Here is a 12,426-nt window from a genome sequence, read left to right as displayed (position 1 = left end):
TCAAGTATATAGTCCGCCGCAATTACTTGAATAATCAAGCAAAAAACGGAGACGATCATGAACCTGAACCCCGCGCGCCGAGGCGCCATCGCGGTGATGCTTTCCCTTCTGTCGGCGGCGCCTCTGGCGCATGCGCAGAGCGCTGCCGCCAAGTGGCCGGCGCAGGCGGTGCGCTTCGTGGTGCCGTTCCCCGCGGGCTCGGCGCCCGACGTGCTGATCCGCCACGTGGGCGCCAAGCTCGGCGAGAAGTGGGGCCAGGGCGTGATCGTGGACAACAAGCCGGGCGGCAGCGGCGTGATCGGCATGAACGCGATCCTCGCGGCGCAGAGCGACGGCTACACCTTCGGCTTCGTGCAGGGCTCGGCCATTTCGGTCGCGCCGAGCACGATCAAGGGCGTGGCCTACGACTTCAACCGCGACTTCGTGCCGGTCACGCTCGCGGCCGTGGCGCCCTTCATGCTGGCGGTGCCGGCGAACTCTCCGTACAAGACGCTGGCCGATTTCATCGCCGCCGCGCGCGCCAAGCCGCAGAGCATCGAGGTGGCCGACAACGGCCGCGGCACCGCGCCGCACCTGGCCTCCGCACTGCTCGGCCTGCAGTCGGGCGCGCAGTTCCTCGAGGTGCACTACCCCGGCGGCGCGCAGGCCATGCAGGCCACGTTGGGCGGCCAGACGCAGATGATGGTGGAGACCTACAACGTGGTCGCGGGCAACGTGCAGGGCGGGCGCATGCGCGTGCTGGCCAGCATGGGCGACCGCGTGGAGGCGGGCCTCGAATCGTTCCCGCTCGCGAGCAAGACGGTGCCCGGCGCGGTGGCGCACGGCTGGTTCGCGGTGATCGCGAAGAAGGGCGTCGATCCGCTGGTGCTCGCGAAGCTCAACAAGGACATGAACGAGGCGCTGCTGCTGCCCGACGTGGTCGCCAAGTCGCGCGAGCTGGGCACCTACCCGCGCCCCGGCACCCCTGAACAACTGGCGCGCTACATCGCCGACGACCGCAAGACCTGGCAGGACGTGCTGGACAAGCTCAACATCAAACCGGAGTGACCACCTCAATGACCCCCATGAAGAACAAGATCGCGCTCGAAGAGCACTTCGCGATCGACCTCACGATCGCCGACTCGCAGGTCTACGCCCGCCCCGAGGTGTGGCAGGGCCTGAAGAGCAACCTGCTGGACTTCGAGCAACAACGCCTGGAGAAGATGGACGAATGGGGCACGGAGCTCTCGATCCTCTCGCTCAATTCGCCCGCGGTGCAGGGCATTCCCGATGCGAAGCGCGCCATCGAAGTCGCGCGGCGCGCCAACGACGTGCTGGCCGAGCAAATCAAGCGTCACCCGACGCGCTTCGGCGGATTCGCCGCGTTGCCGATGCAGGACCCCGAAGCCGCAGCGCGCGAACTGGCGCGCTGCGTGAACGAGCTGGGCTTTCACGGCTTCCTGGTCAACGGCTTCTCGCAGGTCGGCGACGAGAACACGGTCGTCTACTACGACGACGCGCGCTTCAACGATTTCTGGACCGCCGCAGCCGCACTCAAGAAGCCGTTCTACATGCACCCGCGCGATCCGCTGCCGGCCCGCGAGCCGATCTACGACGGCGCGCACTGGCTCACCGGGCCGACCTGGGCCTTTGCGATGGAGACGGCGATCCACGCGCTGCGCCTCATGTCCAGCGGCATGTTCGACCGCCACCCGGCGCTGCAGATGATCCTCGGCCATTTCGGTGAAGGCATTCCGTTCAACATCTGGCGCGTCGACCACATCCTTCGCAAAGGCCGCCGCGGCATGCCCTGCGACAAGGAGATCGGCGAGTACCTGCGCAGCAACGTGCACATCACCACCAGCGGCAACTTCCGCACGCCCACGCTGCTCTCGACGATGCTCGAGGTGGGCTCGGACCGCATCATGTATTCGGTCGACTATCCCTTCGAGAAGCACGAAGACGCCGCCCGCTGGTTCGACACCTGCGAGATCAGCGAGAACGATCGCCAGAAGATCGGCCGCGACAACGCCCGCAAGCTCTTCGGCTTGAAGTGACATGAGCGCAGTGAAAGATACCCGCCCCGTGCTCGTGGCCGGCGGGGGCATCGGGGGCCTCGCGGCCGCGCTCGCCCTGGTGCGTGAGGGCTATCGCGTGAAGGTGATCGAGCAGGCGAGCCAGATCGGCGAGATTGGCGCGGGCATCCAGCTGAGCCCCAACGCCTTCGCGGCCTGCGATGCGCTGGGCGTGGGCGAGCACCTGCGCGCCAAGGCGGTCTACACCGAAGAGATGGTGATGTTCGATGCCATCGATGCGAAGCGCGTGGCGAGCATTTCGCTCTCGGACCAGTTTCGCGCGCGCTTCGGCAATCCCTATGCGGTGATCCACCGCGCCGACATCCACGGCGCGCTGCACGAAGGCGTGAAGGCGACCACCGACGGCATCGAGTTCCTCACCTCGACCAAGGTCGTGCACATCGAGCAGGACGAGCGCGGCGTGACACTCATCGACGCGCAGGGCGGCCGCCACGAAGGCCAGGCCGTGATCGGCTGCGACGGCGTGCGCTCGGCGGTGCGCCAGCAGTACGTGGGCGACGGCATCCGCGTGTCGGGCCACGTGGTGTTCCGCGCGGTGGTCGACACGGCCGACTTTCCCGAGGCGCTGCGCTTCACCGCGCCGTGCATCTGGGTCGGCCCCAACTGCCACCTGGTGCACTACCCGCTCAAGGGCGGCGACAAGTTCAACATCGCCGTTACCTTCCACAGCGACCAGCCCGAGGAGTGGGGCTCGATGGACGGCGACCCGGCCGAGGTGCAGCGCTACTTCCGCCCGACCTGCGAACAGGTGCAGCAGCTGCTGCGCATCCCGAAGGCGTGGAAGCGCTATTCGACGGCCGACCGCAACCCCATCGAGCAATGGACCTTCGGCCGCGCGACGCTCCTGGGCGATGCCGCGCACCCGATGGTGCAGTACCTCGCGCAGGGCGCCTGCACGGCCTGCGAGGACGCGGTGACGCTGGGCCTCGCGCTGCGCCGCGAAGGCGGCGACTGGCCCCGCGCGCTCGCGCTGTACGAGCGCTCGCGCGTCGCACGCACCGCGCGCGTGGTGCTGTCGGCGCGCGAGATGGGCCGCATCTACCACGCCAAAGACGTCGAGCGCCTGGTGCGCAACAGCATGTGGAAGGGCCGGCCGCAGGAGCGCTTCTACGACGCGCTGGAATGGCTCTACGGCTGGACGGCCGCCACCTGCCTCGACGAGGCGACGACGTGAAGGCATTCCCCGATTCGCTCGAAGCGAGCGCGGGCGGCGGCAGCACGACGGCCGCCATCGACATCCCCGCGCTGATCGACAGCCACCCCGTCAGCAGCTTCCAGAAATGGATCCTGCTGCTGGTCGGCTGCGCCGTGGTGATGGACGGCTTCGACGTGCAGGCCATGGGCTTTGTCGCGCCGGCCATCGTGCATGCCTGGGGCATCGACAAGGCCGCGCTCGGCCCGGTGTTCGGCGCGGGGCTCTTCGGCATGCTGGTCGGCTCGCTGGTGCTGAGCATCTGCGCCGACCGCATCGGACGGCGCCCCGTGCTGCTGGGCGCCACCGTGTTCTTCGCGCTGTGCATGCTCGCCACGGCCTTCACGCACACGCTGAACCAGTTGCTCGCGATGCGCTTCATCACCGGCATAGGCCTGGGCGGCATCATGGCCAATGCGAGCGCGCTCGCGAGCGAATACAGCCCGCACCGCCGCCGCGTCACGCTGATGATGTGGGTGTCGTGCGGCTTCACGGGCGGTGCGGTGCTGGGCGGGCTGATCTCGGCGGTGCTCATTCCGCTCGGCGGCTGGCAGGCGGTGTTCGTGTTCGGCGGCGTGGTGCCGCTGGTCATCGCCGCGCTGATGTGGCGCTACATGCCCGAGTCGATGCAGTTCCTGGTGCTGCGCGGGCGCAAGCTCGACCGCGTGCACGGCTGGCTGCAGCGCATCGCGCCCGAAGTGCGCATCGGCCCCGGCACCCGCTACGTGGTGCATGAGGCGAAGCAGGATGGCGCCCCGGTCGCCGAGCTGTTCCGCGCGGGGCGCGGCCCGGCCACGCTGCTCCTGTGGGGCATCAATTTCATGAACCTGCTGAACCTGTTCTTTCTCGCGAACTGGCTGCCCACCATCGCGACCGAGGCGGGCTACAGCGGCGGCACGGCGGTGCTGGTCGGCACGCTGCTGCAGGTGGGCGGCGTTGTGGGCACGGTGGCGATGGGGCCGCTGATCGACCGCATCGGCTTCTACCGCGTGCTGGTGCCTGTCTTCGCGATCGCGGTGCTGACCATCGGCGTGATCGGCCAGCCGGCGCTGCCGTTCGCACTGCTGCTCGCGGTGGTGACGGTGAGCGGCTTCTGCGTGGTGGGCGCGCAGCCTGCGCTCATCGCGCTGGCATCGAGCGTGTACCCGACGACGGTGCGCGCCACCGGCATGGGCTGGAGCCTGGGCATCGGTCGCGCGGGCTCCATCGTGGGACCGGTGCTGGCGGGCTGGCTCATCGGGCTGCACTGGACGAACAGCGCGCTCTTCATCGCGGCGGCCGTGCCGGCGCTGCTGTCCTGCGCGATGGTGCTCTGCATGGGGCGATTGACATTCACGGGCGCCACCGCGCGCCCAGGAGAAACGACATGACGACGAATAACTCTTCCGGCTGGACCCTGGCCGCCCGCGTGCTGATGGCCGCGATCTTCCTGGTCGCGGGCGTGCGCAAGCTCATGACCTACGGCGCGACGCTCGGCTACTTCGCCAAGCTGGGCATTCCGCTGGGCGACGTGGTGCTGCCGCTGACCATCGCACTGGAGATCGGCGGCGGCCTGCTGCTGATCGCCGGCTGGCGCCTCAAATGGGTGGCGAGCGCGCTGGCGCTGTTCACGCTGGCCACGGCCTTCACCGCGCATGCGTTCTGGTCCGCCGATGCGGCGCAGTTCGCGGGGCAGCTGAACAACTTCCTCAAGAACGTGGCGATGGCGGGCGGCTTCCTGCTGCTGATCGTGAATGCCACCGGTGGCGAACGGAAGCGCGCGGCCACCTGAGCGTGACCGCGCGGCCCGGGTGGAAAACTCCTTTCCGCCCGCATGGTTGAACCGCCCGCGGGGCGGGTGGACACTCGCCCGCACCTTTTTCCGAAAGATCGAGCGATGCCTGTCCAATCCTTCGTCTACAACAGCGCACCCCAGCGGGTGGTCTTCGGTGCGGGCTCGCTGCAGCACCTGGCGCGCGAGATCGATGCGCTCGGCGCGCGCCGCGCGCTGGTGCTCTGCACGCCCGAGCAGCGCGCGCAGGCCGAGCGCGTGGCCGACATGCTCGGCGCGCACGCGGCCGGCGTGTTCGACCGGGCCGTGATGCACGTGCCCATCGAGACAGCGCGTGAAGCGAGAGACGTGGCGCAGCGCCTGGGCGCGGACTGCGCGGTGGCCATCGGCGGCGGCTCGACCACGGGTCTGGGCAAAGCCATCGCGCTGGACTCGGGCCTGCCGATCCTCGCGATTCCGACCACCTACGCGGGCTCCGAGATGACGCCGATCTACGGCATCACCGAGGCCGGCATGAAGAAGACCGGCAAGGACTTCAAGGTGCTGCCGCGCACCGTGATCTACGACCCCGAGCTGTCGATGAGTCTGCCCGTGGGCATGAGCGTGACGAGCGGCATCAACGCCATCGCGCATGCGGCCGAAGGCCTCTACGCGACCGACGCGAATCCGATCATGGACCTGATGGCGCAGGAGGGCATCGCCGCGCTGGGCCGCGCGCTGCCCGCGATCCGCGCATCGGCAGAGGATGCGGGCGCGCGCAGCGATGCGCTCTACGGCGCGTGGCTCTGCGGCACCGTGCTGGGCAACGTCGGCATGGCGCTGCACCACAAGCTGTGCCACACGCTGGGCGGCAGCTTCAACCTGCCGCATGCGGAGACGCACACCATCGTGCTGCCGCATGCGCTGGCGTACAACGCCGCGGCCGCGTCTGGAGCGATGGCGCGCATCGCGAAGGCGCTTGGCGCAAGCAACGCGGCGCAAGCGGTGTTCGACCTCGCGCGAGACAACGGCGCGCCGGTCGCGCTGCGCGACATCGGCATGAAGGAATCGGACCTCGATGTCGCCTGCGCGCATGCGCTGCAGAACCAGTACCCCAATCCGCGCCCGCTGGAGCGCGATGCGATTCGTGCCCTGCTGCAGAACGCGTGGGAAGGCGTGCGGCCCTGAATTGCCGCGGCCCGTAGCCGGTCTGCAGGCGCCCGCCGAAGCGTGACGGGCGCCGCGAACCGCTTACAGCGGCAGTGCGTCGCCGCGGGCGGCCGCGCGGGCTGCGGCGCGCACAGTGGCACGGTCGACCGTGCCGGCCGTTGCCGACACCACGCCCGACGAGGCGCCTTCGGCGTACGGGTTGTCGCTGTGCGCGGCGGCAACGGCTTCGGCGCGGGCCGCGGCGCGGCTGGCCGACGAGGCGATCACCGGGGCCGGACCGGCATTGGCGCCGTCGGCATAAGGGTTGGCGTTGCGCGCGGCCGCCACGGCTTCGGTGCGCACGTCGGCGCGGCTGGCCTGCGAGGCGATCGATTGCACGCCTTCGTAGGTTTCGGCGTGTGCGGCGCCGGCTGCGCCCAGCAGGGCGAATGCGGCAAATGCAGCGAATGAGAGGGCGAGGCGTTGCTTGGTGTTCATGATGAAAGTCCCTTCGGATGTCGGTGTGGTCGGCGGACATTCGTCGTTGCCACGGGATGCAGTGTGAAACCGCATCGTGGTTCGCGCTGTGCGTTTGCGCACCGCTTTCGTCAACTACGTGGGACGGATTTCAGGCTGCGGATACAGCACTTCGAGCGGCTCGGAGCGGCCGCGCACGGCGAGCGCCTCAGGCGCGCCCATCGCCTCCGCAACACCGGCCTGTTGTGCCGCGAACAGCGAGACGACGAGGCGCGACGCAGCCGTCTTCGAATGGTCCTGCAAACGGCTCGCGGTATTCACCACTTCGCCGATGGCGGTGAAGGTGGTGGTCTCCAGATAGCCCACTTCGCCGACCGCCGCGCGCCCCGCATGCAGGCCCATGCCGAACGCCAGGCGCTGCCCGAACTGCGCCTCGAAACCTTCGCTCCATGCGTCCATGCGCTGGGCGATGAGCGTGGTCGCATGCAGTGCCTGCCGGCATGCGGTGGGCAGGTCGCACTCGAGCCCGAAGATCGCCATCACGCTGTCGCCGATGAACTGGTTGGGCACGCCGCCGCTCTCGCGCACGGCTGCGCCGACGGTGGCGAAGTAGCGGTCGAGCACATAGGCCAGATCGAAGGGCCACTGCCGCTCCGAGAGGCCCGACCAGCGCCTGAGGTCGACGAACAAAATCGCCACGTCGCGCTCGCGCCCGAAGCTGCCGACCGGCGCGGGCCGGCCCTCGTTGGGCAGCGGCGCGAAGAGCGGCGTGACCTCGATGTCGCCGCGCGGGCGCAGCTGGCAGGCCAGCCGCACGTCGGCCGGCGCGCGCACGCGCTCGAGCGTGCGCTGCTCGTCGCGGCCCGGCTCGCCGATGTGTTCGGGCGCGCCGGCCACACGCACGCGGCAGGTCGAGCAGCGTGCGCGGCCGCCGCAGATCGACACATGCGCGATGCCGTGCGAGCGGCTCGCCTCCAGCACGCTCCAGCCGCGCGGCACCTGCACCGTGCGGTCGGGGTAGCGCAGCGCGATGGACGGCTCGCGCGAAAGGCGCGCGAACCAGTTGCGCCCCCAGCGCGCCGAGAGCAGCGCGAGCAGCGCCAGCACGTAGAGCCACTTGAGGCTCTGCTCGGCCTCGTTCAGCGCCTGCCCTTGCGCGGGCGTCGGCACCGGCACGGTCGGAACGCCGGTCCACTGGAACTCGCGCCCGATGGAGATGAAACCCATCGCCGCCGTGAGCGGCAGCACCACCGCAATGGCCAGCAACAGGTAAGAGAAGCGCCGGTACAGCGGCTGCGCCCGCAGCGCGAAGTGCAGGCCGAGGCAGCCGTGGCTCCAGGCCGCGAGCATCAGGCCGAACTGCGCGGCCGCGCCCTGCCAGCTCCACAGGCCCCAGACCACGCGCACGTAGGAGCCGTCGATGCCGTAGGCCTCGTAGGCGCCGCGTATGGCCGTCAGGTGGGTGGCGATGAGCAGCGGCAGCGCAAAGCCCAGCAGCACGCGCAGGGCCTCCAGCGGCGGCATGCGCAGGGTGCGCCGCTCCCACAGCGCGATGACGGCGAGCGCCAGGTGCGTGAGCGCCGCGCCGTACAGCAGCACCGTGCCCGGCAGGCTGTGCCAGAACTTCTGCGCCACGCGCAGCACGCTCTCGGCGAGGGTGAAGGAATAGATGCCCAGCGAATGGTTCAGCAGGTGCACCGTCACGTAGCCCATCAGCACCAGCCCGCTCGCCCAGCGGAGATTGCGCCGGGTCGGCGGTCTCAGCGAAAAATGGGAGGGAGGGGGTGGCGGGGAACGTCTGTCCATGAACGGGTTCGAAGCGGCACCCGAGCATAATGCGCGCGCCTCATACGCCTCGATCGACCGGCATGGCCACACCCGAACCACCCACCCCCCGCTCCAGCCTCGCGCTGCGCCAGATCGCGCTGCTAGAAGGCCTCTCCGACCAGCGCTTCGACGAGCTCGCGCAACAGTGCCTCTGGCACAGCGTGGAGGCCGGCAAGCCGCTCCTGTTGCGCGCCGAGCAACAGGGCGAGGTGTTCCTGCTGGTCTCGGGCCGGGTGCGGGTGACGACCTATTCGGCCAATGGCCGGCAGGTCACTTTCCGCGATGCCGAGGCCGGCCAGTACTTCGGCGACATCGCCGCCATCGACGGCGGCCCGCGCTCCGCCGACGTGGTGACGCTGGAGCCCAGCGTGGTCGCGAGCCTCGACCGATCCGCCTTCATGGCCTTGCTGCGCGACGAGCCGATGGTGGCCGAGCGCGTGATGCAGCGGCTGGCCTCGCTGGTGCGCCAGCTCTCCGAACGCGTGATCGACCTGAGCACCCTGGGCGTGCAGAACCGGCTGCATGCCGAGCTGCTGCGCCTCGCGCGCGCCGCCGGCGTCGAGGGCAACGAGGCGCGGCTGGAGCCGGCCCCCAAGCACGCGGCGCTGGCCAGCCAGATCAGCACGAACCGCGAGCAGGTCACGCGCGAGCTCAACGTGCTGGTGCGCAGCGGGGTGCTGCGCAAGGATGGCAAGGCGCTGCTGGTGGCCGACGCCGCCCGGCTGGAAACGATGGTTTCGCAGGTTCGCGGCGACGCCGGCTGAACCGGCAGGTCAGTTCCAGCGGCCGTTCGTGCCGCCGACGCTCAGGCGCCCCGCGCCCAGCAGCACCACTGTCAGCGCGCCGAACAGGTACAGGCCCTGCAGTTCCAGCGCCCAGCCGCCCTGCTTGGTCAGCGCGAACAGGTCGGCCATGTGCACGAGGCCCAGCGCCACGATCATGTTGATGACGATCACGCCGGCGGCGGCGCGGGTCCAGAAGCCGGCGATCAGGAGCAGCGGCGCCACGATCTCGCCGACGTACACGAGGTAGGCGAGCCCGCCCGGCAGGCCCGCCTTGGCCAGCATGCCGCCGATGAAGCCCACGCCCGCCGAGAGCTTGAAGATGCCGTGCAGCAACACGAGCACGCCGATCGTCACGCGCAGCAGCAGCTTGCCGGCATCGTCCAGCGCGGCGGGGGAGGGGGAGGCAAGCGACGACGAGGCGATCGGCGCACGCGAGGTGTTGGCGGCTACGGTGTTCATGGCAGATCCTTGGAACTTGAAAAAGAAAGGGTCCGCCACGGAGTGCGGCGGTTGCGGTTCCAGTGTGCGGATCTGCCGGAAAGCGGGATGTGCGTTTACGCACATCTTTGAGTGAAAGGCCCCAACCGTATCAACCGTTCGGGCTGAGCTTGTCGAAGCCTTGCGCGGCGCTTCGACAGGCTCAGCGTGAACGGACTGTTGGTTTTCGAGCGCAACGACCCGTCAGTGGGCGCCGAAGTGGCTGGTCCACTTTCTTTCGTAGTCCATTCTGGCGAAATGCGCCGCCATGAAATCGATGAAGCTGCGCACCTTCGCCGACAGGTGCTTGCGGCTCGGGTAGGCCAGGTTGATCGCCAGGTGCGGCAGGTCCCAGTCGTCCAGCGTGGGCACGAGGCGGCCGGCCACGATGTCGTCGTAGACGATGTAGGTCGGCTGCACCAGGATGCCCATGCCGTCGAGCGCCGCGGCGCGCAGCACCTGGCCGTCGTTCGATTCGAGCAGGCCGGTGACCGACACCGCGTGCGTCTCGCCCTTGCGCGTGAAGCGCAACTCGTTGGGATTGTTGGCGTGGGTGTAGATCAGCAGCTTGTGGTGCTTCAGGTCGTCCAGCGTCTTCGGAAAACCGTGCTGCGCGAAGTAGCGCGGCGACGCCGCGAGGACGCGCCGCGTCTCGCCCAGCCGGCGGATCGTGACGTTCGAATCGGGCTCGTACTCGCGCGTGCGGATCGCCACGTCGATGTTGTTGTCGATCAGGTCGAAGTAGCGGTTGGCCGCCTCCACATGCACCGTCACGCCCGGGTAGCGCTGCGTGTATTCGCGCAGGAGCGGCGCGATGTGGTGGATCGAGAACGAGAGCGAGGCCGTGATGCGCAGCACGCCGGTCGGGTTCAGCGCGGTGGCGTTCACCGTCGATTCGGCATCGGCCAGGTCGGCCAGGATGGTCTTGGCGCGCGCGCAGAATTCGCGGCCGGTGTCGGTGAGGTACAGGCGCCGCGTGTTGCGCTCCACCAGCCGCGCGCCGAGCCGGGCCTCGAGCCCGCTCAGGTGCCGGCTCGCGGCGGCGTTCGACAGGCCCAGCGCCTCGGCCGCGCGGCTCAGGCTGCCGGCATCGGCGATCTGCACAAGCAGGGCGATTTCGGTCCAGCGGTCCATGGCGGGGATGTCTCCGGGGCTTGTCTTGTGGCGGCCGATTCCGGGGGATCGCGCATGGCCCCCCGCTTCATCGAGCGGGTGATTCTAGGAGCCGGTCCGATGCGCCGCGATGGCCAAGCGCGCGCAAAAAAAAAGAGGGACCGTTGCCGGTCCCTCTTCGCTTCGCGTTGCCCGCGTCCGGATCAGCCCAGCAGGCCGTGCAGGATGTTCGTCACCGGAGACACCGCGCCGCCGGTGCCATGATCGAGCAGGCTGGTGATCGGGGTCACGACGTCGGTCACCAGCGGGGCGACCACATGTCCGAGGCCCACCACCACGTCGGGCACGGCAGCGAGCGGCGAGCCCGAGCCCGCGCCCGAACCCGCGCCCGCGCCCGCGCCGGCCAGGATGTCGGTCACGGGCGCCGTGATGTCGGACACCGCGTGCACCACGCTGGCCGCGATTGGCCCGATCGCATCGGTGACCGACGAGACCGGCTCCAGGATGTTCGCGGCCGGGCCGCTGCCGCCCAGCACGCCGCCCAGCAGGTTGCCGACGATGCCGTCCTGGCCGAGCACGCTGCCGAGGAGGCCACCGTCGCCGCCGAGCAGGCCGCCGACGATGCCGTCATCGCCGAGCACGCCACCGAGGAGCCCGCCGTCGCCGCCGAGCAAGCCGCCGACGATGCCGTTCTCGCCGAGCACGCCACCGAGCAAACCGCCATCGCCGCCGAGCAGGCCGCCGACGATGCCGCTCTCACCGAGCACGCCACCGAGGAGGCCGCCGTCGCCGCCGAGCAGGCCGCCGACGATGCCGTTCTCACCGAGCACGCCGCCGAGGAGCCCGCCGTCGCCGCCGAGCAGGCCGCCGACGATGCCGTCTTCGCCGAGCACACCGCCGAGGAGACCACCGTCGCCGCCCAACAGGCCGCCGACGATGCCGTTCTCGCCGAGCACGCCGCCGAGGAGACCACCGTCGCCGCCCAACAGGCCGCCGACGATGCCGTTCTCACCCAGCACACCGCCGAGAAGACCACCGTCACCGCCAAGCACGCCGCCCAACAGGCCGTCGTCACCGAGCACGCCACCGAGGAGACCACCGTCACCGCCCAGCAGCCCGCCAAGGAGACCACCGTCGCCGCCGAGGACGCCACCCAGGAGTCCGTCATCACCCAGCAGGCCTCCGAGCAGGCCGCCTTCGCCGCCCAGCAGACCGGCCAGCGGCCCGTCGCTCAGCAGGTTGCCCACCACGCCGTCGGGTCCGAGCAGGCCGTCCACGAGGCCGCCTTCGCCCAGGAGTCCACCGGAGAGGCCTTCGCTGCCGAGCAGGCCGGCGAGTGCGCCGTCGCCGCCGAGCAATCCGCCGACGAGCCCTTCTTCGCCGAGCAGGCCACCAACCAGGCCGTCATCGCCGAGCACGCCGCCGAGGAGGCCACCGTCGCCGCCGAGCAAGCCGCCCAGCAGGCCGTCATCGCCGAGCACGCCGCCGAGGAGACCACCTTCGCCGCCGAGCAAACCGCCCAGCAGGCCATCGTCGCCGAGCACGCCGCCGAGGAGACCACCTTCGCCGCCGAGCAAACCG

Annotated in this window: 13 protein-coding genes; 8 read left to right on the top strand and 5 right to left on the bottom strand. The window is 69.8% G+C overall.

The window, feature by feature from the left end; all coding sequences use genetic code 11:
- The first annotated feature begins 57 nt into the window (after positions 1-57).
- From JC881_RS14700 to JC881_RS14675, 6 genes are all read left to right on the top strand, one after another.
- Positions 58-1,047 (top strand): Bug family tripartite tricarboxylate transporter substrate binding protein, encoded by a 990-nt coding sequence (locus JC881_RS14700; RefSeq protein ID WP_198786454.1) that lies wholly within the window; start codon positions 58-60, stop codon positions 1,045-1,047.
- Between the two features lie 17 nt (positions 1,048-1,064).
- Complete coding sequence (locus tag JC881_RS14695; RefSeq protein ID WP_198786453.1) at positions 1,065-2,036, top strand: amidohydrolase family protein; 972 nt, start codon at positions 1,065-1,067, stop codon at positions 2,034-2,036.
- Position 2,037: 1 nt separating this feature from the next.
- Positions 2,038-3,249, top strand: a complete 1,212-nt coding sequence (locus JC881_RS14690; protein ID WP_198786452.1) for a 3-hydroxybenzoate 6-monooxygenase — start codon at positions 2,038-2,040, stop codon at positions 3,247-3,249.
- Positions 3,246-4,637: an MFS transporter gene (locus JC881_RS14685; RefSeq protein ID WP_332875242.1), complete on the top strand. Its 1,392-nt coding sequence runs from the start codon at positions 3,246-3,248 to the stop codon at positions 4,635-4,637. Before JC881_RS14690 ends, JC881_RS14685 begins: the two co-directional genes overlap by 4 nt.
- Complete coding sequence (locus JC881_RS14680) at positions 4,634-5,038, top strand: DoxX family protein (RefSeq protein ID WP_198786450.1); 405 nt, start codon at positions 4,634-4,636, stop codon at positions 5,036-5,038. The genes JC881_RS14685 and JC881_RS14680 overlap by 4 nt, the downstream gene beginning before the upstream one ends.
- A gap of 105 nt (positions 5,039-5,143) precedes the next feature.
- A complete protein-coding gene (locus JC881_RS14675; RefSeq protein WP_198786449.1) occupies positions 5,144-6,205 on the top strand; it encodes a maleylacetate reductase in 1,062 nt (353 codons plus the stop codon).
- A 63-nt stretch (positions 6,206-6,268) separates the two neighbouring features.
- Here the strand turns inward: JC881_RS14675 and JC881_RS14670 are convergent, their stop codons facing one another.
- Positions 6,269-6,664, bottom strand: a complete 396-nt coding sequence (locus tag JC881_RS14670; protein ID WP_198786448.1) for a helicase SNF2 — start codon at positions 6,662-6,664, stop codon at positions 6,269-6,271.
- Positions 6,665-6,778: 114 nt separating this feature from the next.
- Positions 6,779-8,449 (bottom strand): adenylate/guanylate cyclase domain-containing protein, encoded by a 1,671-nt coding sequence (locus JC881_RS14665; protein ID WP_198786447.1) that lies wholly within the window; start codon positions 8,447-8,449, stop codon positions 6,779-6,781.
- 62 nt (positions 8,450-8,511) lie between these two features.
- Here JC881_RS14665 and JC881_RS14660 point away from each other — a divergent pair, with 62 nt between their 5' ends.
- On the top strand, positions 8,512-9,234 hold the full coding sequence (locus tag JC881_RS14660) for a Crp/Fnr family transcriptional regulator (protein WP_233101802.1): 723 nt from the start codon (positions 8,512-8,514) through the stop codon (positions 9,232-9,234).
- Between the two features lie 9 nt (positions 9,235-9,243).
- Here the strand turns inward: JC881_RS14660 and JC881_RS14655 are convergent, their stop codons facing one another.
- The 3 genes from JC881_RS14655 to JC881_RS32860 all read right to left on the bottom strand — a co-directional run bounded on the left by JC881_RS14655 (position 9,244) and on the right by JC881_RS32860 (position 11,285).
- Positions 9,244-9,714 (bottom strand): DoxX family protein, encoded by a 471-nt coding sequence (locus JC881_RS14655; protein ID WP_198786445.1) that lies wholly within the window; start codon positions 9,712-9,714, stop codon positions 9,244-9,246.
- A 222-nt stretch (positions 9,715-9,936) separates the two neighbouring features.
- Positions 9,937-10,866, bottom strand: coding sequence for a LysR family transcriptional regulator (locus JC881_RS14650; protein ID WP_198786444.1), 930 nt, complete (start codon positions 10,864-10,866; stop codon positions 9,937-9,939).
- 182 nt (positions 10,867-11,048) lie between these two features.
- The gene (locus tag JC881_RS32860) at positions 11,049-11,285 is read right to left on the bottom strand and encodes a hypothetical protein (protein WP_443083349.1); all 237 of its coding nucleotides are present in this window, start codon (positions 11,283-11,285) and stop codon (positions 11,049-11,051) included.
- A 3-nt stretch (positions 11,286-11,288) separates the two neighbouring features.
- On the opposite strand from JC881_RS32860, the gene JC881_RS32855 reads away from it, so the two are divergent.
- Positions 11,289-12,426 (top strand): hypothetical protein (locus JC881_RS32855; RefSeq protein ID WP_443083348.1); only part of this gene is annotated, 1,138 nt, incomplete at its 3' end.

Origin of the sequence: Variovorax sp. IB41 (genome assembly GCF_016405905.1) — a bacterium.
Taxonomy (GTDB): Bacteria; Pseudomonadota; Gammaproteobacteria; order Burkholderiales; family Burkholderiaceae_C; genus Variovorax.
This window is presented reverse-complemented; position numbering and strand designations above follow the sequence as displayed.